Origin of the sequence: Paenibacillus contaminans (genome assembly GCF_003285015.1) — a bacterium.
In the GTDB taxonomy this organism is placed as follows: Bacteria; Bacillota; Bacilli; order Paenibacillales; family NBRC-103111; genus Paenibacillus_V; species Paenibacillus_V contaminans.
Genome location: NZ_QMFB01000009.1, coordinates 76542 through 99810 on the forward strand (window position 1 = coordinate 76542; position 23269 = coordinate 99810).

The 23269-nt window shown below is 55.6% G+C and carries 19 protein-coding genes; 14 read left to right on the forward strand and 5 right to left on the reverse strand.

Going from position 1 to position 23269, the window contains the following annotated elements; translation table 11 throughout:
- Window positions 1-58 precede the first annotated feature (58 nt).
- The 3 genes from DQG23_RS16630 to DQG23_RS16640 all read left to right on the forward strand — a co-directional run bounded on the left by DQG23_RS16630 (window position 59) and on the right by DQG23_RS16640 (window position 4914).
- Window positions 59-2278, forward strand: a complete 2220-nt coding sequence (locus DQG23_RS16630) for an MMPL family transporter (RefSeq protein ID WP_113031993.1) — start codon at window positions 59-61, stop codon at window positions 2276-2278.
- A 212-nt stretch (window positions 2279-2490) separates the two neighbouring features.
- Window positions 2491-3915 carry a YlbL family protein gene (locus tag DQG23_RS16635; RefSeq protein WP_113031994.1) on the forward strand — a complete coding sequence of 475 codons (1425 nt, stop codon included), beginning with the start codon at window positions 2491-2493 and terminating at the stop codon, window positions 3913-3915.
- A 45-nt stretch (window positions 3916-3960) separates the two neighbouring features.
- A complete protein-coding gene (locus tag DQG23_RS16640) occupies window positions 3961-4914 on the forward strand; it encodes a TRM11 family SAM-dependent methyltransferase (protein WP_238177914.1) in 954 nt (317 codons plus the stop codon).
- Between the two features lie 260 nt (window positions 4915-5174).
- Here the strand turns inward: DQG23_RS16640 and DQG23_RS16645 are convergent, their stop codons facing one another.
- Window positions 5175-5375, reverse strand: coding sequence for a cold-shock protein (locus DQG23_RS16645; RefSeq protein WP_113031996.1), 201 nt, complete (start codon window positions 5373-5375; stop codon window positions 5175-5177).
- Between the two features lie 105 nt (window positions 5376-5480).
- Window positions 5481-5681: a cold-shock protein gene (locus DQG23_RS16650; protein WP_113031997.1), complete on the reverse strand. Its 201-nt coding sequence runs from the start codon at window positions 5679-5681 to the stop codon at window positions 5481-5483.
- A 379-nt stretch (window positions 5682-6060) separates the two neighbouring features.
- Here DQG23_RS16650 and DQG23_RS16655 point away from each other — a divergent pair, with 379 nt between their 5' ends.
- The 5 genes from DQG23_RS16655 to DQG23_RS16675 all read left to right on the forward strand — a co-directional run bounded on the left by DQG23_RS16655 (window position 6061) and on the right by DQG23_RS16675 (window position 10028).
- The gene (locus DQG23_RS16655; RefSeq protein WP_113031998.1) at window positions 6061-6966 is read left to right on the forward strand and encodes an ABC transporter ATP-binding protein; all 906 of its coding nucleotides are present in this window, start codon (window positions 6061-6063) and stop codon (window positions 6964-6966) included.
- Window positions 6963-7757: an ABC transporter permease subunit gene (locus tag DQG23_RS16660; protein WP_113031999.1), complete on the forward strand. Its 795-nt coding sequence runs from the start codon at window positions 6963-6965 to the stop codon at window positions 7755-7757. Before DQG23_RS16655 ends, DQG23_RS16660 begins: the two co-directional genes overlap by 4 nt.
- A gap of 38 nt (window positions 7758-7795) precedes the next feature.
- Window positions 7796-8368: a TetR/AcrR family transcriptional regulator gene (locus tag DQG23_RS16665; protein ID WP_113032000.1), complete on the forward strand. Its 573-nt coding sequence runs from the start codon at window positions 7796-7798 to the stop codon at window positions 8366-8368.
- A 174-nt stretch (window positions 8369-8542) separates the two neighbouring features.
- Window positions 8543-9082: a GNAT family N-acetyltransferase gene (locus DQG23_RS16670; RefSeq protein WP_113032164.1), complete on the forward strand. Its 540-nt coding sequence runs from the start codon at window positions 8543-8545 to the stop codon at window positions 9080-9082.
- Between the two features lie 187 nt (window positions 9083-9269).
- The gene (locus tag DQG23_RS16675; protein WP_113032001.1) at window positions 9270-10028 is read left to right on the forward strand and encodes an AAA family ATPase; all 759 of its coding nucleotides are present in this window, start codon (window positions 9270-9272) and stop codon (window positions 10026-10028) included.
- A 247-nt stretch (window positions 10029-10275) separates the two neighbouring features.
- Here DQG23_RS16675 and DQG23_RS16680 read toward each other — a convergent pair whose 3' ends face one another.
- A complete protein-coding gene (locus DQG23_RS16680) occupies window positions 10276-11541 on the reverse strand; it encodes an MFS transporter (protein WP_113032002.1) in 1266 nt (421 codons plus the stop codon).
- Between the two features lie 336 nt (window positions 11542-11877).
- Between DQG23_RS16680 and DQG23_RS16685 the strand changes: the two genes are divergently transcribed.
- Window positions 11878-12861 carry a diaminopimelate dehydrogenase gene (locus tag DQG23_RS16685; protein ID WP_113032003.1) on the forward strand — a complete coding sequence of 328 codons (984 nt, stop codon included), beginning with the start codon at window positions 11878-11880 and terminating at the stop codon, window positions 12859-12861.
- 423 nt (window positions 12862-13284) lie between these two features.
- Window positions 13285-15027, forward strand: a complete 1743-nt coding sequence (locus tag DQG23_RS16690) for a putative bifunctional diguanylate cyclase/phosphodiesterase (protein ID WP_113032165.1) — start codon at window positions 13285-13287, stop codon at window positions 15025-15027.
- A 230-nt stretch (window positions 15028-15257) separates the two neighbouring features.
- Here DQG23_RS16690 and DQG23_RS16695 read toward each other — a convergent pair whose 3' ends face one another.
- Window positions 15258-16085, reverse strand: coding sequence for an AraC family transcriptional regulator (locus tag DQG23_RS16695; RefSeq protein ID WP_113032004.1), 828 nt, complete (start codon window positions 16083-16085; stop codon window positions 15258-15260).
- A 113-nt stretch (window positions 16086-16198) separates the two neighbouring features.
- On the opposite strand from DQG23_RS16695, the gene DQG23_RS16700 reads away from it, so the two are divergent.
- Genes DQG23_RS16700 through DQG23_RS16715 form a run of 4 tightly spaced genes read left to right on the forward strand, consistent with a single transcriptional unit; the run spans window position 16199 to window position 20536 of the window.
- Window positions 16199-17107, forward strand: a complete 909-nt coding sequence (locus DQG23_RS16700) for an aldo/keto reductase (RefSeq protein ID WP_113032005.1) — start codon at window positions 16199-16201, stop codon at window positions 17105-17107.
- Window positions 17108-17118: 11 nt separating this feature from the next.
- Complete coding sequence (locus DQG23_RS16705; protein ID WP_113032006.1) at window positions 17119-19074, forward strand: DUF8034 domain-containing protein; 1956 nt, start codon at window positions 17119-17121, stop codon at window positions 19072-19074.
- Window positions 19065-19898, forward strand: coding sequence for an amidohydrolase family protein (locus tag DQG23_RS16710; RefSeq protein ID WP_113032007.1), 834 nt, complete (start codon window positions 19065-19067; stop codon window positions 19896-19898). Before DQG23_RS16705 ends, DQG23_RS16710 begins: the two co-directional genes overlap by 10 nt.
- The gene (locus DQG23_RS16715) at window positions 19895-20536 is read left to right on the forward strand and encodes a hypothetical protein (RefSeq protein WP_113032008.1); all 642 of its coding nucleotides are present in this window, start codon (window positions 19895-19897) and stop codon (window positions 20534-20536) included. Before DQG23_RS16710 ends, DQG23_RS16715 begins: the two co-directional genes overlap by 4 nt.
- Before the next feature lie 108 nt (window positions 20537-20644).
- Here DQG23_RS16715 and DQG23_RS16720 read toward each other — a convergent pair whose 3' ends face one another.
- Window positions 20645-23020: a helix-turn-helix domain-containing protein gene (locus tag DQG23_RS16720; protein WP_158560558.1), complete on the reverse strand. Its 2376-nt coding sequence runs from the start codon at window positions 23018-23020 to the stop codon at window positions 20645-20647.
- Window positions 23021-23269 lie beyond the last annotated feature (249 nt).

The following is a 23269-nucleotide window of genomic DNA, read 5'->3' on the forward strand; positions in this document are numbered from 1 at the left end:
ATATTTCTTTTCTACGATACGGGAGAGAAGAGAAATTGCGACAGGAGGATGAGCGTGCATGATGCGATTCATTAATAAAATAACCGGCTGGACGGGCAGCCCGAAGGGAGCCAAAATCGTCCTGATCGGCTGGCTTGCGGCCATTATTGCTCTGAGCGGCGCAGCGCCTGCGGCCAAAAAATTCGCCGTCAGCGCCGGAGAAGGAAGCATTCACGACGATAAACCGTCCGCTGTGGCGGCACAAATCATGAACGAGCGTTTTCCGTCGAATGAAGGACTGCCCGCTTTGGTCGTGTTTAGCGGCAAGGACGCGTCGGGCGCCGAGCAGCGGGCCAAGATTGCAGCATTTAGCAAGTGGCTCGCCTCGGACGGGAAGCCGGAGCAGGTAGCCGGCTCACTGCCTTTTCACCAGCTGCCGGAAGCCGTGCAGGATCAAATGTTTTCGCAGGACAAGACGACGCTCATCTTTCCCGTCAGCTTGAAGAAGGATCTCGCCTCCGATCAACTGTACGATACGATCGAGCAGCTTCGCGAAGGGATCGCGCAGATCGGCATGGACGGCATGCAAACGGAAATAACGGGGCCTGCCGGAATTGCCGCGGATACGACCAATCTGTTCAAAAACGCCGATTTCGTGCTTATGTTTGCGACGATCGGCTTGATTCTGGTCATTCTCATTATCATATACCGTTCGCCGCTTTTGGCGGTCATCCCGCTGCTCATAGCCGGAGTCGTTTATCAGGCGGTCGATCGTTTGATCGGCTTGGCGGGCAAGAACGGATGGTTTTTGATCGACAAGCAGTCGCTCTCGATTATGATGATTTTGCTTTTTGCCGTTTTGACGGACTATTGTTTGTTCGTGTTCTCCAGATATAGGGAGGAGCTGCGCAAGGGAGGCGGCAAATACGACGCGATGCGCGAAGCGATGACGCATGTGGGCGAGCCGATCCTGTTCAGCGGCGGCACGGTGCTGATGGCCATGCTGACGCTGTTCGCGGCCGTATTTAAGCCGTATCATCATTTTGCGCCGGTGTTTTCGATCGCCATGGCCGTTATTTTGCTCGGCGGACTGACACTTATTCCTGCGGTATTCGCGCTGCTCGGACGCAAAGCGTTCTGGCCGTTCGCACCGAAGCCGGAAACGGCCGGGAAGCCGCAAAAATCGGGCGTTTGGCACGCGATCGCCGCGTTCGTCGTCAAGCGTCCCGTCATTCCCGCGAGCGTACTATTGGCTATGCTCATTGGACTATCCGTCAACTTCGGCACGATGAGCTTCTCGTTTAATTTGATGAAGTCGTTCCCGGACGATATCTCGTCCCGTAAAGGCTACGAGCTGCTGGAGCAGAAGTTTCCGAAAGGCCAGCTTGCGCCGGTATCGGTTATTCTCGAATCGGATAAAGAGATCACGATGGATGAAGCCTTCGTTCGCAACCTGACGAAGCTTGCCGGCGAGCTGGACGGCCAAACGGGCGTCGATTCGGTTACGCCCGAAATCAAGCCCGATTTTGCCAAGGCAGATACCGCGCTGCCTAGAAATTTCTTATCCGCGGATAAACGTGCAATAAAGCTTCAGCTTATTACGGCGGATAATCCGTATGATCAATCCGCGCTCGACGCCATGAAGGCATTGCGCGAGAATAGCGAAGCGCTGCTTGCCGGGAGCGGGCTTTCAACCGCCGATTTCCATATGCATTTCGCCGGACAAACGGCAGAGCAGGTTGACGTCAGCGATATGAACGGACGCGATACGATTGTCATTTTCTCGCTGATTTCGGTATTTATTACCCTAATGCTGCTGCTGCAAACGCGCTCCGTCCGGCTTTCCCTGCTTATGATCGCTACGATTCTGCTGTCTTATACAGCGACTATGGGACTCGGCTGGCTGATCTTCCATTATGGTCTCGGCTACGATGCGATCAGCTACCGGCTGCCGGTATACACGTTTGTTTTCCTCGTGGCGCTCGGGGTGGATTATAACATTATGCTTGTTTCGCGAATTCGCGAGGAAGCAAGGCAAATGGAATGGAAGGAGGCCGTGCGCAGAGGCGTGGCTTTGACCGGTGGGGTGATTTCATCGGCCGGCCTTATTCTTGCCGCTACCTTCTGCGTGTTGATCACCCAGCCGCTGCAGGAGCTGTTCTTATTCGGCTTGACGATGGCGCTCGGCATTCTGATGGATACGTTCCTCGTACGCGGCATCCTGCTTCCGGCCATCATGACCTTAATGGGCGGCGGGAAAAGCGTCGGCAAGCGGATCAATAAAACGGCGCAGCTGTAAACTATCGGGAGAGGCTCTCTTCAGGTCGCATTGACCGAAGGACAGCCTCTTCTTTTTGCTGTAAAAGGATTTTGCCCGTTCGGCAGAGAATGTTATCACAGGCCTTATTTAGCGTTCAAGATGAATAATCGGGCTCAAAATAACGACCCTAACCATAACGGCGAAACGTCTCCGGCGATGCAGGGGAATCGCCAAAAAGGAGCTGCAGGAGCTTGGGGCATAAACAGCGTTTATACATAATCGGCATGGCGTTGGCTTTTCTTTTGTTCGTACTTGGCGAGCTTATATGGCTGCCGGATCCGTTTCGGCTTGGCGGCCAGTTGTTTTGGATCGATGCGATCGACTTGCTGGTTTATTTGGTCGCTGCCGTACCTTGCATCTGGCTGATTGCCGCTATCATGGGCTTATTTGAAGCGAGCCGGGCGATCCGGCCGCGTACAGCCAGCTGGGGAAGCTGGACGCCGGGCGGAACCGACCGCTGGGCCGTTCTTCGCTGCTTGGCGGTTGCCCTTGTCAGCGCAGCTGCAGCTGCGGCGATTATTTTCGCGCCGACGCGGTTGGTTTGGTCGCTTGGCCTGTTCGGCGCGGCATGGCTGCTCCTATTCGCCGATATGATTTGGAGCGAGCGGAGCATTCGCCGCTTCCCCCGTAACAGCCTGCTGACGGCATTGGCTGCGATTGCGCTGCTCGCCGGTTTATTTTGGCCTACGTCTTATATGGTCACGTATCCGGGTTTGACGATGAATATGAACCGGTACGTGCAGGTCGAAGGCGGCACGGGCCACACGAGCATTGCGGGAGTTCTTGTGTTCGAACGGCCGGCTTTTCCGGCTGACTGGCTTTATGCGAAGCTGTTTCCCCATTACGAGTTCAAGCCGCGCGAGGATTTGGGCATGACGCTCGGCGAGTACGACGACCTTGTGCGCGTGATGAAGCAGGACGCCAATACGGTAGGCAGCGCCATCGCCTTCGGCAAGCTCGGAATCGGCAGCGGCGTAACCTCGAAAGGCGTACGCATCGTAGCCGTTATGAAAGACAGCCCCGTTCAAGGCGTATTGAAGGCGGGCGATATTATCGTCGAGGTGGACGGAAAGGCCGTTTCTTCGCTGCAGGAGCTGCAAGAACGGATGAGCGGAACGGAGCCTGGGCAAGCCGTGTCGGTAACGGTGCTTCGCGACGGCAAAAAAGTAACGGCAGACGCAAACACCCGCGCGAATCCGGACGATGCCAAACGGGCGGCGTTCGGGATCCAGGTGCAGGACGAGCTGGCGTACGACGTGCCGAAAAAGGTAAACTACCGCGACTATTTGCTGCATGAAGGAGGCCCGTCGCATGGGGCGATGCTGGCGCTGACGCTTATCGATCAGCTGACGCCGGGCGGCGTGACGAACGGGAACCGCATCGCGGGTACGGGTACGATCGAGCCCGACGGTTCGATCGGCAAGATCGGGGGCATCGAGCAGAAGGCATATACGGTACGCCGCTCCGGTGCGGACGTATTTTTCGTGCCGGCAGGGCAGGAGGAAGCGGCGAGGCTGGGCGCTTCGGATTTGCAGATCGTGCCGGTGCGCACGCTGGACGATATTTTGGCTTGGCTGAAAGCTCATCCTAAAAGCAGTAATGGGGATCGGACGTAACATATGTATTCGAAACGGCGATTTGCTGGGGGAAGGAACGATTCTGTGGAAGGTGCGGACCATTTGCCGGCCTACGTTTATACGTATGCCTGTCATGAAGACGAAACGGAGCTGTGCCGGCTGGAGCTTGCGACGCTCCTCGGCGCGGAGCCGTCCGAGGGAATTGTGTTGAGTCAAATGGCCGTTGATCCGAGCAGGAGCCCGTTCGTCAAAAAACGTATCGCGGTAACGCATGCCGCCGAAAGCCTAGAGGCGCTGGCCGGCCAGGTAGAGGGGCTGCGGCTGCAGGGAGAAACGTTTAAAGTTGTTTTTGCTGCCGGCGACGGTGTCGACTACGAGGGCGCGCGGGCGATTGAGCGGACTGTCGGCCTGCACATTCGCGGCAAAGCGGACATGCGTTGCCCCGACCGGCTGTTCGGTATCGTTAGCAGCGGCGGCAGGTGGCTGTTCGGGGAATGCGCCCGGAACGAAGCCGTTTGGCTGCATCACGCGAAGAAGCCGCAAAATTATTCGACCGCCCTAAGCACGCGCATGGCAAGAGCCATCGCCAACATCGCCGTGCCGGAGCCGGCGGGCATCAAGGCGGTCGATCCGTGCTGCGGTATCGGGACGGTGCTGGTCGAGGCGCTGTCCATGGGCATCGACATGGCCGGCTTCGATATAAATCCGTTGGCCGTTCGCGGAGCGCGGACGAATTTGCAACATTTTGGGCTGCCGGATATCGTGGCCATCGGAGACGTAAAGGAATTGTCGGGCCGTTATGATGCGGCAATTGTCGATATGCCCTATAATTTATGCTCTAAACTATCGCAGGACGATCAGCTCTCGATGCTGGAAGGCGTCCGAAGACTGGCGCCAAGGGCCGTCATTGTGTCGACCGAGCCCATTGACGACGCCGTCCGCCGTGCAGGCTTCAGGATTACGGATCGCTGCGAAGCGCACAAGGGGAGATTTACCCGTCAGGTTCTCTTGTGCTTGCGGACGGAACCTCAAGGATAAACGCCGGCGTTTACCGCATGTAAAGCCGCATCCACGATATGTTTTTCGGCGTAAACTAAAAAAACCTTCACCCTATTTAGAATGGGGCGAAGGTTTTTTTGGGCCGTTAATGAACCGGCCAAAAGCGGGGGACTGCAATTCCGAAATGGATTCTCGTGCAGGCCCCGCTTGACATTCCGGGTTTTGGCATCACCGGTCGCTCAACCGAAATACGAATAACCCTTGAACGGGACAATTCGTATTACCATGGTCGGCTGTCGCTACTTCTTCTGGGTGTAGTTGGACAGCGGAGGCAGCATTTTCGTATCTTTCACCATGTCGGCGTGACAAAAGGGGCAGCTCGGGCTTTTCTCAAAAGCGAAATCTTCCCGCATCCAGCCTGAACATCGATCCGTCGTACACATCCACACGGACGTTTCTTGTTCTTGAATCGGTTCGAATGCTTTCTTAGAGAAATACATGACGGAACCCCTCCTTAAGTAGTACCTTTCACAAGGCAAGATTGAAAAAGAACTGCCCGTCCGGACAGTCCATCAATTTAATGTACGTAGGATCAAGTAAAACTATTACAGTTTTACTACATTTTCCGCTTGTGGTCCGCGGTTGCCCTGAACAACATCGAATTGCACGCGTTGTCCTTCGTCAAGGGATTTGAAGCCTTCGCCTTGAATGGCGCTGAAGTGTACGAATACGTCTTTGCCGCCTTCCACTTCGATGAAGCCAAATCCTTTTTCCGCGTTAAACCATTTAACCGTTCCTGTTTCCATTGATCGAAAACCTCCAAATAGTGTTGTACTCATATCGTGTGAAGAAAAAAAATCACACATCATAAAGAGTATCTTGAGTGAAGTGGATAACCCTTTATAATATGTGAAGTATTGTCTTCAAATATACGAATAAAATAATTTTACCATATATTATGAATCCCAACAATGATTGTTTGCTGATTTCATTCATTCAAGCTGCTGCATATAAGTTCGATGAACGCGCTTTGCAGACCGGGAAAGCTGTTCCGGAGCAGTTATGTTTCTTCGCAATAATGTATGTACTTTAAAAATAATTTTAGTACAAATATTATTTACAATTAATAATTTTGATAATAAAATGTACTTAACAAACAAATAAAGTACAAAGTGGGTGAAGGCATTGAGCATCTTGGCAACCCGGAATTTAACGAAGCGGTACGGGAAGTCGCGCGGCGTGTCGGACATCAACCTGCAAGTGGAGGAAGGGGAAATATTCGGTTTCATCGGGCCGAACGGGGCCGGAAAGTCAACGACGATTCGCATGCTGATGCAGCTGGCGTATCCGACCTCGGGAGAAATCATGCTGTTCGGCAGCAAGGTGGAGGGGGAAATGCCGGAGCTGCGCAAGCGCATCGGCTACTTGCCGTCCGAAATCAACCTGTATAAGGATATGACCGGCAGGCAGCTGCTGGAATGGGCGGCCCGGGCGCATGGCTTGGAGCTATCACGAACGGACGCGGCGGCATACGCCGAGCTTCTTCAATACGATATGGACAAAACGGTGAAGTCGTACTCGCTGGGCAACCGTAAAAAGCTGGGCATCATCCTAAGCTTGCTGCACCGGCCTAAGCTGCTCATTCTGGACGAACCGACCTCGGGACTCGATCCGCTCGTCCAGCATGCTTTTTTCGATTTGCTCAAGCAGCTTAATGCGGAAGGGATGACGGTTTTTTTCTCGACGCACGTTCTGAACGAGGTGGAAAAGGTATGCGATCGCGTGGCGATCATCCGGGAAGGAAGCATTATCCGGACGTCGCGAATCGATGAAATCTCAGGCGGCAGCAAACGTACGTATGCGGTGCAATTTACGGAGCCGGGGGATCGGACGGAGGCTTATGGATTGTGGGAGCTCGATCCTGACGTGCGGTACGAGGCCGGCGTCCATACGTTCACGTCGCGCCGAAGCATCCATGATACGCTTCAAGCGATTTCCCGCTATGACATCCGCGATATTACGATCCAAAAGCCGACGCTGGAGGAGCTGTTCATGGATTATTACCGGAAAGATCGGGGGGATGGCAAATGAAATGGAATCTGATTCGGCAGGAGCTCCGGGTTAACCGCCGCAGCTTCTGGATCGCCGCCGCCATTATTATTTTGTTTCAGGCCATGTTCGCCGGTCTTGCCGATACGTATACGAATAACCAACAGCTTCTCGAAACGCTTAAATCAATGCCGCAAGGCCTGCTGGAGGGCTTCGGCATCCGCGTCGAGCTGATGGCTAGCTTCGAGGGCTGGATGAGCGGGGAGCCGTATATGTTCTATATCCTGCTGCTGGGCGCTTTTGCCTCCATATGGGCAAGCGTCGGCATCGCCAAAGAGCGCGACCAGCAGACTGCGGAAGCGCTGTTCGCCTTGCCTTACTCGCGTCAAGCCGTTTATGCCTCGAAGGCGGCAGCGCAATGGCTGCAAGTAACGGCGATCGCCGTTCTCAGCTTCCTCGTCGTTCTAGCGACCGGAGCCGCTACTACGGATGTGGAACATCCCGGCGTCATTTTGGGTCTGATTGCGGCGGGATATTTGATCACTTTGGCTTTTATGGGCATCGGTTACGTCATTACGATATTTCTGAAATCGGAACGGGCGGCGCTCTCCCTCGGAATCGGGATCGTGCTGGTTTCCTTCCTCCTTAACCTGGTTGCCGGCATGAGCGAGCAATTGGACCGGATGGCCGATCTGAGCTTGTTTACCGCCTTTTCTACGGAACATATCGTAACGAAGCACAGCTTGACAGCCGGCGGGGTTATCGTTACTTTAGGAATATATGTCTGCGGAATAGCGTTGGGGGCGGCTATATTCAAGCGCCAGGATATTTGACGCGGCGCCGCCTTGTCGGATCAGCAAGGAGGATTTTCGTGAAAAGCAAGCGGGAGCGAATTTTGGCGGCCGGGCGCGAATTGTTCATGAAGAACGGCATTCAAAGCACGAGCATGGAGCAAATCGCGGAAACGGTACCTGTGTCCAAAATGACGATATACAAATATTTTCAAAGCAAGGAGGGACTGCTTGAGCAGGTCGTCCAGCAATTTGCGGAAGATATCTACGCCAAATTCCGCAGCACGATCGACAATGCCAAGGATCCTCTGGACGCACTGGAGAAGCTGACGGCTTTCTGGGAGCAGGACGAAATCTCCGAAGTATTTATGAAGGATTTGGCCGATTACCCGGCGCTGGTCCAAAAATTGATGAGCTACACGCAGGAGCGTTTCGTGCCTGAAGCCGAGCGGCTTATTTTCCAAGGGCAGCAGCTAGGAATGCTGCGCAAGGATATTTCCCCGCATGTTCTGCTTGTGTTCATGATAGGGCTGAAGCAATATTTCATGCAGCCGCAGGTCCTTCAGACATTAAGCGAGCTTCGTTCGACGAGCGAGCAAATTTACTCGATCGTTTATCACGGCATTATAGCGCCCGATTATAAGAAACAATAAACGTCCGCGTCAGGCGATGCAAATCGCGCTTGTCCGGGCGTTTTTTTCGTATCCGCCGGAAAGTGCAATCCCGCTGGGCCAACTTAGCGGCGGCGATGCAGTGTGAGCCATGGGAGAGTTTCCTTGACGGTAAGCGGAAGGGTATAATGGCAGAAAGGAAGGAGCTGGTTCATGATGGCGGTTAAACTGATCGAGCCGACGGTTGACTATAAAGACGAATATCTCGACATGCTCGCCGAATGGCATGCTGCGGGCGAGAAGCTTGTCCCCTTCGTGCTGTATATGGATGCGGGCGATTTTCCGGCGATGGTAAGCGAGCTGCTCGGCTTTCGTGAAGGGAAGAACGTACCTGATACTTTCGTGGAGCATTCGACTTTTTGGCTGGTCGACGATACGCGCAAGGTTATTGGAGCCGTCAATATCCGGCATCGGCTTAACGACCGGCTTCTGCATATAGGCGGGCATATCGGGTACGGAATCAGACCGAGCGCCAGGCGTAAAGGATTTGCGACGGAGCTGCTTCGGCTGGCGCTTGAAAAGGCCGCCGGTATGGGGCTCGAAAAGGTGCTTCTTACCTGCGACAAATCAAATGTGGCTTCGGCCGGAACCATTATGAATAACGGCGGCATTCTTGAATCGGAGGGAATCGACGAGCATGGCACAGCCGTGCAAAGATATTGGATTCGGGGATTTGCTGCAGGCTCTTCGAAATAATCAGGGCGGCGACATACGGGGATAACGGGTTAACGGTAATTCCTCAAAGGATAGGACGGCAAAAAATACGGGATGACACGTTACTAGTAAATTCCTGTAGGTTATCGATCGGTAATGATACGGGATGACGCGTTCGCCGCGGGTTCCTTGTAGGCGGTAAAAATTCGGAAGAAAGGGTGTGCCCGTAATGGCGCTGCGCCAAATGGATATGTATTTGCGGCAGGTCGAATTGCTGCGGGAGCAGGTTCCCTCCTTCGCCGAGTATCCGTTCCGCTTGCCGGCCGTACGCAAAATGGAAGGCTTGGCTTTTCATCCGAAGGTAACTTTTATCGTCGGGGAGAACGGAACCGGGAAATCGACGCTGATGGAAGCGATCGCCGTGGCATGGGGCTTCAATCCCGAGGGCGGGACGCTTAACTTTTCGTTTTCGACCAAGGCCTCTCATTCCGAGCTGTACCGCTACATCAAGCTGGTCAGGGGCATAAACCGCCCGAAGGACGGCTTCTTTTTCCGGGCGGAAAGCTACTATAATCTCGCTTCCAATATCGACGATATGGACAGGGAGCCAGGCCCGGGAGGCCCCATCATCAATTCATACGGTGGGGTATCCCTGCACGAGCAGTCGCACGGCGAGTCGTTCTTCTCCACGTTCCTGCATCGTTTCGGCGGAAGGGGGCTCTACATTTTGGACGAGCCTGAGGCGGCCTTGTCGCCGACGCGCCAGCTTGCGATGCTGCGCCGCATCGATGAACTGGTGCGCGACCGTTCGCAATTTATTATCGCGACGCATTCGCCGATTTTGATGGCATACCCGGATGCATGGATTTTTCAACTAAGGGAGGAAGGCCTCGAACGGGTGGAGCTTGAGGAAACGGAGCATTTTGCGGTGACGAAGCAATTCGTCAATAACCGGGAGCGGATGCTGCGCATGCTGCTGGAGGATTGAAATCGGCGGAGCCGGCGTGAAGCCAGAAAAGAAGCCTTCATCTCCGCGTAGGCAGCGGATTTGAAAGCTTCTTCCGGTTCCGGTCTAGGGCGTGTCTGAAAACCCGCTCGGGGTCATCTTTCACCGCCTTTTCGCCCTATGCTGCGTTCCGTTTGCTCACCGTACCCCCGGTACGCCTTCTCAAACGCGCCTTGCCTAGAACGAAAATTCGGCAAAATCTGCTCCCCTCGGAGTATTCAGACACGCCCTAGTTTCCTGACGGTTGTGAAGCCGGTTGTGAATTGGCCGTTTCCGGCTCTTTCCTGCCGGAGTAGTTGAATATCGGCAGCAGCACCAAGAGACCGATGACGAACAAGATTGCGGATATTTGGAAAACGCCCATAAGCGACAGCGCGTTTTTCAGCACGCCGGCCGAGCTCATCGTGATCACCATCGAGCCCATGAACAGCGGGGTCAGAATGCCGTTGACGCGGCCGACGAATTCCTGCCCGGTATTTTTCAAAATCATCGTATTGATGCCGATCTGAATGCTCGGCAGGACAAGTCCGCTTAAGAATTGCGCAGTCATCGTAATCCATGTAACCGTCGATAGTCCGCATACCGAGAACATCACGGCATCGACGGCCATGCCCAGCATGAGCATTTTTTGCGGAAGCATTTTTTTGGACATCGCCATGGCCATCACGCCGCCGATAATCATCCCGACGCCGTTCAGGGTCAAAAACCATTGTAAATTCTCTTTCGGCAAATCGAGGCGTTCCGTAACGAGAAAGACGGTAAGCGGCTGCGCCAGTCCTATTGCCAAGCCCGCTGCTGCGAACGAAACGCCGAGCAGCGTAAGGAGCTTGCTAGAGAGCACGTAACGGAAGCCCGCCGCCATTTCTTGCTTGAGCGTCGTTTGCGGCTTATCGTCTCCCAGCTCACGGTCGGCGGGCAAAAAGGTGAGCGCGGCAGCCGACAGTAAAAAGGCGACGCCCATCACGCCGATCGCGACGTCGATTCCGAACTGATGGTAGACGAACGTACCGAGAACCGGGCCCAAAATCATGAAGACGGCAAACATGGTTTGATACATGGACATCCCTAGCTGCATTTGCTCCTCGGGCACGTGGAGCTTGAACAGCTTCATGCCTGACGGCTGCGAGAATTGCGACAAGATCGCCGAAATCAGCGTAGCGAGAAATACGGCTTTCCACGAGCCGTACACAAGCGTAAACATGACGGCAAAAATCGACGCGGCGCTGAGCAAGTCGCACCAGATCATCGTCCGTTTGGGACGCCAGCGGTCGGCAAACGTTCCGCCGATGAACGAAAATATAAAGATAGGCGCGAATTCCGCGACCGAAATCATCGAAACGGCGAACGGATCGTTGTTGGTCTGATCCATGACGAATAGCAGAACGGCAAAATTGCGCACCCAAATGCCGATTTGCAGAAACAGTCCGGACAGCAGGATGGCCTGCACGAACCGGTTGCGAATGAAGCTCGACATGGATGGTGTAGCGGTGGTCATTTGTGTTTTCCTCCAATAGTGGGAAAGTTTATTGTCGTCTCCCACACTTCAGAATAGCTTTTCTGATCCCGCACCGCAAAATAAAAAATTGGTTGTAACGATTTTTTCCGTTTATCCAATTACAAACGGCGCCAGGGAAGTGCCGAAGGTGAACGAGAGGGAGGATACGAAGCGCAAAATAAGCGAAAAGTAACGTACATGTTCATTTGCATTTTGTATACAATAATTTGCACAATAAGCTGGAAATGACATGCGACAGCTTTCGTAATTAACATCAAAGTTGTTATAATAGGACAGGACTATTCACACGCGTTAGTAAAGAGAGGAAAGCATACTATGAGCGAAACGTTAAAAGTAGGCATCGTAGGCTATGGCAATTTGGGCCGCGGTGTAGAAATGGCCATTAAGCAAAACCCCGATATGCAGTTGGAAGCTATTTTCACTCGCAGGCAGCCCGAGCAGGTCAACCAAGGAAACGGCGCCAAAATGCTGCACGTATCCGAAGCGGAGGCCTACATCGGCAAGCTGGACGTTATGATTTTGTGCGGCGGTTCCGCAACCGATCTTCCGGAGCAAGGACCTGTTTTCGCCAAAATGTTCAATACCGTCGATAGCTTCGATACGCATGCGAAAATTCCCGAATACTTCGAGAAGGTTGATGCCGCTGCGAAGCAAGGCGGTTATATCAGCGTGATCTCCACCGGGTGGGATCCGGGCTTGTTCTCCCTGAACCGGATGCTGGCTGAAGCGATTTTGCCGGAAGGCAACGAGTACACGTTCTGGGGCAAAGGCGTCAGCCAAGGGCATTCCGACGCGATCCGCCGCGTTCCTGGCGTCAAGAATGGCGTACAGTATACGATTCCGAGCGATGAAGCCGTCGCGAAGGTGCGTTCCGGATCGAACCCGACGTTGACCACTCGCGAGAAGCATCTGAGAGATTGCTATGTAGTTGCGGAAGAGGGCGCCGATTTGAAAGCGATCGAGCAAGCGATCGTCTCGATGCCGAACTATTTCTCCGACTACGACACGACGGTAACGTTCATCTCCGAGGAAGAGCTGAAAGCGAACCATTCGACAATGCCGCATGGCGGGCTTGTATTCCGCAGCGGAAAAACGGGTACATCCAGCACGCAGATCATCGAATTCGGGCTGAAGCTGGACAGTAACCCGGAATTTACCGCAAGCGTACTCGTCGCTTACGCGAGAGCGGCCGCCAAGCTGGCCAAGCAAGGCCAAACCGGCGCCAAAACGGTTTTCGATATCCCGTTCGGGCTGCTGTCGCCGAAATCGCCGGAGCAGCTGCGTAAAGAACTGCTGTAAAATATGTAAACAAACGACGCCGGCCGCGATGCCGGCGTTTTCTTTTTGAGCAGTGTCGGATCGGATCCGTATGAGGCATGCAACTATCCAAACGCATTTTACCGGTGGAATAATGCGGACAGCCTCATGAACAGTAAGGTTTTCTCCACTAGGCGCACGGTCCATGCATAACGAGTCGGTATCCGTGTTTGCTTTCGTTATCGCGGCTTCATCAATCCCTTTCGGAATGTAATCGGGGACCTGATTCACGGGTTCGGCCCGGGTACGTTTCTAAACTTGCGCTAAACGCCGGCATGCGGTAATCTTGTGGCAAAAATCGTAACAAAATATTCCGATTCAGACCGAGCGACGGCCGATATGCTCCTGTTACAATAAGAGCGAAAGCGTTTTGACGGACAGGTTGGAGGGGTTAGGGTGGGGAACATGAGCGTACAAGCCAAGTCCAGAATCCAGTTAAATCATGACTTGCAGTTCCAACGTATGCTGAAGGAGCTTAAGGATATTAAATATGCGCTCGATCAATCATCAATCGTGGCCGTGACCGATCGCCGGGGGAAAATTATTTTCGTGAACGAGCAGTTTTGCAAAATATCGAAGTATTCGCGCGAGGAGCTGCTGGGCAAGGATCATCGGATCATCAACTCCGGCCATCATCCGAAAAGCTTTTTCCGCGAGCTGTGGGAGACGGTTCAGAGCGGGCGCGTCTGGAACGGGCAAATCTGCAATCAGGCCAAAGACGGAAGCTTGTACTGGGTCAAAACGACGATCGTCCCCTTTCTCGACCAGCGGGGCGCGCCTTACCAATATATCGCCATCCGGACGGACATCACCGAGCAGAAAAAAGCGGAGGAAACGATCCGGCATATGGCTTATCATGATGCGGTTACCGGTCTGCCGAACCGGAGAATGTTCGAGGAGCGGCTGGCGGAGGAAGTCGACAGGGCTCGCGAGGAAGGAAGAAAGCTGGCTCTGCTGTTTCTCGATATCGACAGGTTCAAGAGCATCAACGACAGCCTTGGCCATACGGTCGGCGATGCGCTGCTGATCGAGGCGGCAAGCAGGCTCGAGCGCGTTTCGTCCATAAGCGGGAGCTTGTTTCGCTGGGGCGGAGACGAATTTGCGATGCTGCTGCCCGTGAACAAAGGGGAAGAAGGGACGATCCGGCGTACGTACAATGAGCTGCTCTCCGTTTTTGACGAAAGCTTCGTCATCGACGGCAATGAGTTTTTCGTTACGGTGAGCTTGGGGATCAGTCTGTTTCCCGAGCACGGAGACGATATCGGTTCGCTGCTCAAGCATGCGGATATCGCGATGTATCATTCGAAGGAGCGAGGGGAAAGCGCCGCCGCTATTTACCGCTTCTCGATGGGAGAGGGAGCGGAAGAGCTGCTTTTTCTCGAGACGAAGCTTCGCAAGGCGCTGGAATCCGGCCAACTTGAGCTGCATTATCAGCCGAAGCTGAATTTGGCGGACGGACGCATCGGCAGCATGGAGGCGCTTGCCCGCTGGAACGATCCGGAGCTCGGGCAAATTTCGCCGGGCCGTTTTATACCGCTTGCGGAGGAACGCGGCTTGATTGTGGCGCTCGGCAAGTGGACGCTGGCGGAGGCCTGCAGGCAAAACAAGGCGTGGCAGAAAGCCGGCGTTCAGCCGATGCGCGTAGCCGTCAACATATCGGCGATCCATTTTCAGCAATCGGGTTTTACGGACAGCGTCAAAGAAATTCTTGGCGAAAGCGGGCTCGAGCCGCGCTATCTGGAGCTGGAAATAACGGAGAACAGCATGATGCGCAATACGAAGCAAGCGATTGCCGTGCTGCGCGAGCTGAAGGAATTGGGTATCGCCGTTTCCATCGACGATTTTGGTACCGGTTACTCCTCGCTGGGCTACTTGCGAAAGTTCCCGATCGATACGCTGAAAATCGACCAATCGTTTGTACGTGCGCTGGCCGAGGAGGATGATGCGGCGATCGTAACGGCTATCCTGCACATGGCGAGGGCGCTCAAGCTGCGCGTCGTCGCCGAGGGAGTGGAGGACGAGGAGCAGCTCCGGTTTTTGCGGGAGCAGGCTTGCGACGAAGCGCAAGGATATTTAATCAGCAAGCCGCTGTCGGTCGAAGCGTTTTTGCAGTTCGTGCGGGAGCGCGAGGGAGCGGCTGTAAGATAGGCAAAAGGAACGGCGATTATGTTGTCGGCAGGTGCCTGTCGGCTTATTGGGGACCATTCGTGGCGGCTATCCCCAAGCCTAAATCGATCATTCCTTTATAGCCGCCATATGCTTGTGAAATAAGAAGGGCTGAACAGGGTTAACACGGTTCAGCCTTTCTTTTTTTGAAATGGACGCAGCGAAGCAGGAATCTCCGAAATATGCCGGCGCATTTTGTCTAACCGTTCTCGCTACTTTATGCCGCTGTTCTCCTGTCTAGCCTTCTCTCTATAAGCGGAAGGAGAAAGGCCGACCGTTCGTTTAAACATCCGTGAAAAGAGAAGCGGGTCCAGATACCCGACGGAGCGGGCGATTTCAGCGATCCCAAGCAGCTGGCTGCGCAGAAGGCGGCATGCCTTCCGCATCCGCAGATCGGTCAAATACCGGTAAGGCGACATGGACAAGCGCTGCTGAAAGAGGCGGCATACGTATTTGGCGTCCAGCCCGACGTGGGCGGCAATGTCGGCAAGCCCGATAGGATCGGCGTAACGGGCATTGATGAAGGCGACGGCTTTCCGCACGTGGAGACCGACGTCGGTTCTCAGCGGCGGCGTATCGTCCGGAATGGCCAGCATACCGAATATTTGGTACAGCAGTCCGGTAAGAAGGAGCTCTTTGGCCGGCGCCTCGCGAAGGCTCAACAAATTGCGGAACAGCGGATCGATCGAGATGGACGGATCCGGAGTCCGGACGGGAGCGGGACCGGTGAAGCCGGCCTGCTTGCTGAGACGGGCCGCCATGGCGCCGGCAAAACCGAACCACGAATAATGCCAAGGCTCGGCAGGATCCGCCCAATAAGAATGAACGATGTCCGGAACGACAAGGAACAATTCGCCCGGGCCGACCGGCACGCTGCGGCCTTCTGCGGAATAGGTACCGTATCCGCTGTGAATGTAATGGAGGATGTACATATCGCGCACGGCCGGTCCGAACTTCATATCCGGCGGGCATGCCTGCGTGCCGACCTCGAGCACTGCGAGATCGGCCAGTCCGATCGGCTCCGTATAAATAAATTCCATAACGACCGCTCCGCCTTTCGAACATGTAGAGAAGATATGCTATAAGATGTGGAACTCTGGCTATTTCATTATAAGGGATGATCTTTACAATCTACAGTAGGAGGGATAAAAGTATGGAGTATACGACATTTGGCCGAACGGGGCTTCGCGTATCAAAGCTCGGGCTTGGCGGCGCTCCGCTGGCGGGCGTTTTCGGCCCCGCCGATGAGCGCGAAGTCGAGAAGATGATCCATGAAGCGATCGACGGCGGCATCAATTTTATCGATACGGCTCCCCGTTACAATAGAGGCGAATCGGAGCGGCGGATCGGGCAAGCGCTGCGAGACGGGAAACGGAACGGGGTCGTTCTGGCTTCGAAAGCGGTCGGCCCGGACGAGTCGTTCGGTTATGCGGATACGATCCGGTCCGTCGAGCAAAGTCTGGAGCGGCTGCAGACCGACTGGATCGATTTGCTGCAAATTCACGATGCCGAGCAGGCGCCTTATGAGACGCTTGTGAACGAGACGCTTCCGGCGCTCGAGAAGCTGCGGGACGACGGGAAGATCCGGTATATCGGCGTCTCGACGAGAATACTGCCGCTTCTGATGCGCTTTGTCAGGCTGAACCGGTTCGACAGCATCCAATTTTATGCGCGGTATATGCTGATCGACCATACGGCCAAGGACGAGCTGCTTCCGCTCACAGCGGAGAACGGGATCGGGGTCGTCAACGGCAGCGTGCTGGGACTCGGCTTGCTTGCGGACACGCCGGCGCCGTTCCTGAGGAGCGACATCGTGACGGAGGCGGCGCAGCGCATCGAGCAGCTGCGGTTTTTGCGAACGAAGGAGCCGCACGGGCTCGTCGAGCCGGCGATGCGCTTCAGTCTATCGCAGCCGGCCATTCATGTTACGCTGACCGGCGCCGCCACTTGCGAGGTGCTGCGGACGAACATGGCGTATTGCGACGGGCGGGGGCTGGCGCCTGACGAGCTTAGCCGGGTATATGCCCTGTTTCAGGGCAAGAGCCTGTTTCCGGCGGAATAGGGGGAAGCGATATGAACGCACAAGAAAGCGGACTTCCGCGGATCGAAGCGGGGGAACGGATGGTTCCGCCGGCATGGGCGCTGCAGGAGCAGTGGCTGCTGCAAACGCTGAATCAGGCGGCGAAGGAGTTCGTGGAGCGCTACACGCAGCCGGACGGAAGCCTGATCTGGCAGAAGGAATGGCCGGGGATGGACGGCTCGGACGACCCGTACGAAGGGTTTATGAACCTGGCGCTGCTTTACGTGCTCGGGGGAAGCCGGGAGCTGCACGATGCGTCGCGCAAAATATGGGAAGCGATTACGTGGCAATGGACGGAGTATGGGCAAATTCACCGCGAATTCGATGCCTATTACGATTGGATGCATCATGGCGAAGGATATTTATTTTTGTATTTTCTCGGGCTTGCGGGCCCGGCTACATTGAAGGACAGGCAGCGCTCGGTTCGTTTCGCCCGCATGTATACGGGCGACGACCCGGACGCCCCGAACTACGACAAAACGTTGCGGCTGATCCGCTCGCCTCTGAACGGCAGCAAAGGGCCGCGCTTCCAAGCTACTGCGGAGGATTGGAGCACCCATCGCGGCATCCTAGATCATTATCCGGCACCATATGAAGACATTCCCGGCGTCGATTATTCCAAGGGCAAATGCCGCTGGTCGGACGACGATGTATACCGGCGGCTGATCGCGATGATGAACGAGAGGATGAACCGCGGGGACGTCCCTTTGAATTTGAACGCCAGCGGATTGGTCGCGCATGCCTACATGCATACGGGAGATGAAGCGTTCCGCGAATGGGTGACCGATTATCTGGCAGCCTGGGAAGAGAGAACCGGCCGCAACGGAGGAATCATCCCGGATAATGTCGGCCTGTCCGGCGAGATCGGCGAATATAATGACGGCAAATGGTGGGGCGGGTACTACGGCTGGAGATGGCCGCACGGCTTCATGACGATCATCGAGCCGCTTACGAACGCATGCATGAACGCCGTGCTGCTCACGGGGGACATGAGCCGGCTGGCGCTCGCCCGTTCCCAGCTCGACGCGAACTGGGCGCTGCGCCGAGACGAGAACGGCCGGGCACTCGTTCCGAACAAGCACGGGGATAACGGCTGGAGCGATTGGCGGAAGCCGCTGCCGAAGTATCCGATCTATCTGTGGACGATGTCGATGGCCGAAGAAGATTTGCAGCGGATCGAGCGGATTCCGAAGGATCACGATTGGAATGAAATCATCGTGCCGGTCGTATCGGGGCGAGACAGCCGGACGGGCCGGGAGACGAAGCACTATATCGGCAATACGGAGCCGTGGTTCCAGTATATTCGCGGCTGCAATCCGGACTATCCGGAGGCCGTCCTGTCCGCCAATATGGAGCTCGTCGGCCGGCAGCTGGAACGGATGCGCTCGGAGCAGGGCGATCCGCGCGGCTGGAGCAGCGGCTTTCACGACGGAAACTACTCCAGCATTCATATTTGGCAGGAGATGTGCCCGCTTTACTTCGAGTCGCTCGTACAGCTGACGCTGGGCGGCCCGATGCATATCTCGCACGGCGGCCTGCAGCATGCGCGGGTGCGCTATTTCGACGCCTCGGAGCGGCGGCCGGGACTTCCGCAGGGCGTATCCGCGCTGGTAGAGGCGCTTGCGCCGGACAGCGTGACGCTGCAGCTCTGCAACACCAGCCTGTTTGACGCACGCGAGGTCGTCATTCAGGCTGGAACGTTCGGCGAGCACCGGTTCATCGGCGCGCAGCGGCTCGACGCAGGCGGCCTTCCGCAAGGCCCGTACGCCGAGGTTCAAGGCAAGTGGCTGGCGGTCGGCCTGAAGCCCGGAGCGGGCATAAGGCTCAAGCTCGGCATGGAGCGGTATGCGAATTCGCCGAGCTATGACATGCCGTGGCCGAACCCGTATTCCGGCAATCCGCTGCTGAGCGGCCGGAGCGGGCAAGAGGACGAAACGCCATGTACATAGACAGCCACGTGCATTTCTGGAAGCCGGCGCGCGGCGATTACGGCTGGCTGAAGCCAGAAAACGCGCTGCTCTGCCAGGATTATATGCCGGAGCGGCTGCTTCCGGCGCTTCGAACGTTCGGCGTCGAGGGGCTTATCGCCGTACAGGCCGCGCCTACGGCCGAGGAAGCGGCTTTCCTGCTGGAGCTGTCGCAGAGCTGGCCGGTCATCTCCGGCGTAAGCGGCGGGCTCGATCCGTTCGCGGAGCGGTTCCAGGAGCAGCTCGCGCAGCTGCGGTCGAACCCCCGTTTCATCGGGGTCAGGATCAATGGCAGCGCGTTTCGCTCCGATCTGCCCGCCGCCGACCGAAGCAAGCTGCGGGCAGCGCTAGACAGCTTGCGGCAGGCCGGGTTGACGCTGGACCTGCTCGTCCGGCAGGAGGAATTATACGGCGTCGCGTCGTACCTGGAGGAGGTGCCGGCATTGAAAGCGATCGTCAACCATCTGGGCTGCCCAGCTGTACGGACGCGGCAGACGGAGCCGTGGCGAAGCGGTATGGAACGGCTGGCCCGGCTCCCGGAAACGGCGGTCAAGCTGTCCGGCATGATCACGATGGCCGGTGGTCCCCATTCGGAGCTGCTTCGGCCGTACGTCGAGCAGCTGGTCCGGTTGTTCGGCTGCGATCGGCTGCTATTCGGCAGCGACTGGCCGGTCGCTCTGCAGGCGGGGGGTTACGGAGATGTCGTCGAATTGTTTGAGGAGCTGCTTCCTGACGAACTCTCTCAGGAGGAGAAAGGGGAAATTCGCGCGGGCAATGCCCGGCGATTTTATCGGATCGAACCATGAAAAGACGGATGTACAGAGCTCAACTGAAGGAAAGAACAAAGGAGAAATTCGTCCTGGCTTTGGAGGAATCCCTCTCCGAGTGGCGGCAGGAGCTCCAGCGGCAAGGGATGCTCGCCGGTTCCCTATTCGAGAAGGGGGACAGCTTGTTTCTTTATTTTGAAACGGCAGGCGAAAGCTTCAAGTGGGAATGGCCGGCAGCTTGCCGGGCGATGTTGGAGACGTGGCCCGGGGGAAGCGACGGCACAAGCCGCTTGGTCGTCCCGATGCTCGATATTTATCACGACGGGGAGGGAGAATCGCCGGAAGCCCGCTGCGAAGACCGGGAACGGATCGGCTCGCTGGCGCGTCTGAAGCCGGAGATGTACGGCAGCTACATCTTCTATCATTACGCGAAACAAGAGGAGACGCCGAACAGCTTCAATCCGACCTATATGATCGGAGCGCATGAGGAGGTGATCTTCTCCTATCACGAACGGCCGGTATCGGCGAGCGCGAGCGGAGTGACGCGAAGAACATGGCCGGCGCCCATCACACCCGATAACTGGCATGACTTGATGCGGCCGCATTTCATCCCCTGGACGGACGGAGAGCAAGGAGCCGAACTGTGGGTAAAAATGAATGCGCTTTTGACTCTTTGAATACAAAAACCGGCCAACCTTCAGAAGGATTGGCCGGTTTTTTCGCTTATATTACAACGGTAAACGGGCTGCTTACGAAGTCGCTTTCTTCAGAAGCGTTTATCCTCGTTACATCGATTCCGGTTCCTCCCGGCTTGCCTCCGCGATCCGGTCCGCCGACTGCAGCAGCCGGTATTGCCCCGGCGTATGCCCCGTGCGCGATTTGAACAGCTTGTTGAAGTAGCTGACGTTGGAATAACCGATCTCGCGGCAAATGTCCTCCAGCGAATATTTCGGCTGCCGCAGCAGCTCGCAGGCCCTTTTGATCCGAAGATGAATCAAATGGTCGTTGATCGTCGTGCCCGTCGCTTCCTTGAAGATGCGGCTCAAGAAGGACGTGCTGCGCTGCACGTGCTCGGCGACCGTTTCGATCGTAATGTTGTTGTTATAGTTTTTGTCCATAAACTCGGTTGCGAGCTGCAGCGTAACGTCGTTCAGCTTCAGCCGCTTCTCCCGGTTGTGCTCGATAATTTGGGCGCACATCTCCAGCAAACGCGTCTCCATATCGCGAAGCGTCTGAATGCCGGACAGTACGAACGGCCGGTCGCCGAACACGATGGTCATATCGCCCCCGGTTTGAACAAGCGTTTTCACGATCTCCCCGCTTAGCTGAAAGAAGAGCTGCTGAACGTTTGCTTTCCCCAGCTTGCGTGCGGTCACCTCCTGCGTGATCCGGCCGATGATCGCCGCGCATTCCTCCTCGTTCAGCTGCAGCAGCGCTTGAAGCAGCTTCGTCTCCAGCTCGTACGGATAAAAGTAGGTCTGCTCATCCTGTTTCCAGCTGCTGACGATCGCATAGGGCACGATTTCGCCCTTGCCGACATACATTTTGAGGCTGAGCGCCTCAATCGACTCCTCATAGGCCGACTGGACCGACTGCACGCCGGAGCTGATGCGGCTGATGCCGATCGTCGCGGTTATCCCGTAACGGCTCTCCATATGCAGCTGAAGCTTTCTTGCAAGCTCGGCCGGGAGCTCGTCTTGTCCGGACGGCACGGCATGGATGATGACGATCCGTTCGTCGTCTCTGGCGAAAATTTCGCCTTCGATTTCGGCTCCGAACTCTTCGATCAAGCCATATTGAAACAGGTGAAAACGAAGCTTGCCGGTCGAGTCGTTAAGCAGCGCCTGCTCTTCCAGCTCCTCTAACTCTACGGTAAGGATGGCAAACCGCGCAAAATCCAGCTTCAGTCCGAGAAGCTCCGATGCATCCTTCTCTTGCTCTCCGCTCTGCGGGGAAACCGCCCGCCCCTTGATGAGGTCGCTCAAATATTTTTCCTTGATCGCCGAACGGTTTGCTCCAAGCAGCGTTTCCATCCGCTCTTTCTCGCTCAGAATGGCTTCCCGGCTATGCCGGAGCCGTTCGAAGGATTGCCGGATGAAGCTTGCTTCGTCCGCGGCCGGCGGGGAGGCGGATTCCGGGCCGGCGCCTTCGCCGGGGGAAGGGACGGATGCCGCGTTGGAGCCGCTGATATAAGCAAGGACGCCTTTAAGCGGGCGGTACAGCCTCTGCGATATATAAAACGACAAGAGGACGGCGGCCGTGACGTAAAGTCCGGAAACGGCTATCACAAGCATTTTAATGCGGTTAAGGCCCTGAAGCAGGACGGAGCGCTCGGTTAAATTGACGAATTTCCATCCGGTCAAATCGGAAGTCGTATAAGTTACGATCCATCGGCTATCGTCTTCATACGATCCGTTGCCGGGCGAAGACAACGCTTCCGTATCAAGCTGGGAGATCAGCGCCGCCGCTTCGTCGGTTTCGCTGTAGAGCAGCTCGCCTAACGGTCCGAGGACAAGCGTCGTTCCCTTCTTGTTGCGGTAATGGCCGAGATAGTCTTTAAAAAGCGCGTCGAGCTTCAAATTGATGAGAATGGCGCCTTCGACCGGGCCGATGAGCGGCATTTTCTGCATTAAACTGGTGGCAAGCTTGCCCTGAGCAGTACCGCTCGAACGATCGGTGAGCCATACCGTCCGGCTCCCGGTTTCTTGGCTCATCTCCGGCAGCCACGAACGGTCGGAGAACGAAGACAAGGATGACGTTTTCATATCGGGACGGGAGGTTAGAACGAGATCGAGCTTGCCGTAGGCGAGATAGATGGAGTCGATGTACGGACTCAGCTTTTGCTGCTCCTCCAGAACCCTGGACAAATCGATCAGCGAGGCGACGCTCAGTTTGTCGTTAATTGTGTGGTAAAGGTAAGACTGGGTCATCATCATGCTCGAGGCGATATTTTTCATGGCGTGCAGTTCTTTATGAATCAGCTCCCGCTGCTGCTCCAAAATCGATTTGTTGTATTCGATCGAGTTCTGAATGTTCGTATCGGCGGAAATCATGTACGTGATCGAGGATATGAGGATGACGGTGACAATGACGATTGCCGTCATGGAGAGCAATAGCTTGACGAATAACGAGCGGTTTCGAATCAACTGGCGACCGGACATCCTGACCCTCCTTCGAGTTTGATAGCGTTTACAAGGTTGTGCGGATACCAGACACGGCACCACGCAAATTATAGCATAGATTGAAGGGGCGGAAAGGCGGGACGCGAAAAACATACGAAAAATCGGATAACATAATAGCCATAAATCCGCGCCAAAAGGGAAAAACATAACGAAAATCGAATGAAATCATTGTGAAATCGCTTGCAGCAGGATAACGTAAATGATGTAATCGTTCCCAATCCCGGCCGG

Bases quoted from the DNA above. Each gene is read 5' to 3' on its own strand.
- DQG23_RS16630 (WP_113031993.1), top strand. From the start codon at position 59: ATGATGCGATTCATTAATAAAATAACCGGCTGGACGGGCAGCCCGAAG.
- DQG23_RS16710 (WP_113032007.1), top strand. From the start codon at position 19,065: ATGTACATAGACAGCCACGTGCATTTCTGGAAGCCGGCGCGCGGCGAT.
- DQG23_RS16690 (WP_113032165.1), top strand. From the start codon at position 13,285: ATGAGCGTACAAGCCAAGTCCAGAATCCAGTTAAATCATGACTTGCAG.
- DQG23_RS16720 (WP_158560558.1), bottom strand. From the start codon at position 23,020: ATGTCCGGTCGCCAGTTGATTCGAAACCGCTCGTTATTCGTCAAGCTA.
- DQG23_RS16675 (WP_113032001.1), top strand. From the start codon at position 9,270: ATGGCGCTGCGCCAAATGGATATGTATTTGCGGCAGGTCGAATTGCTG.
- DQG23_RS16650 (WP_113031997.1), bottom strand. From the start codon at position 5,681: ATGGAAACAGGAACGGTTAAATGGTTTAACGCGGAAAAAGGATTTGGC.
- DQG23_RS16715 (WP_113032008.1), top strand. From the start codon at position 19,895: ATGAAAAGACGGATGTACAGAGCTCAACTGAAGGAAAGAACAAAGGAG.
- DQG23_RS16670 (WP_113032164.1), top strand. From the start codon at position 8,543: ATGGCGGTTAAACTGATCGAGCCGACGGTTGACTATAAAGACGAATAT.
- DQG23_RS16695 (WP_113032004.1), bottom strand. From the start codon at position 16,085: ATGGAATTTATTTATACGGAGCCGATCGGACTGGCCGATCTCGCAGTG.
- DQG23_RS16660 (WP_113031999.1), top strand. From the start codon at position 6,963: ATGAAATGGAATCTGATTCGGCAGGAGCTCCGGGTTAACCGCCGCAGC.
- DQG23_RS16700 (WP_113032005.1), top strand. From the start codon at position 16,199: ATGGAGTATACGACATTTGGCCGAACGGGGCTTCGCGTATCAAAGCTC.
- DQG23_RS16705 (WP_113032006.1), top strand. From the start codon at position 17,119: ATGAACGCACAAGAAAGCGGACTTCCGCGGATCGAAGCGGGGGAACGG.
- DQG23_RS16685 (WP_113032003.1), top strand. From the start codon at position 11,878: ATGAGCGAAACGTTAAAAGTAGGCATCGTAGGCTATGGCAATTTGGGC.
- DQG23_RS16645 (WP_113031996.1), bottom strand. From the start codon at position 5,375: ATGTATTTCTCTAAGAAAGCATTCGAACCGATTCAAGAACAAGAAACG.
- DQG23_RS16680 (WP_113032002.1), bottom strand. From the start codon at position 11,541: ATGACCACCGCTACACCATCCATGTCGAGCTTCATTCGCAACCGGTTC.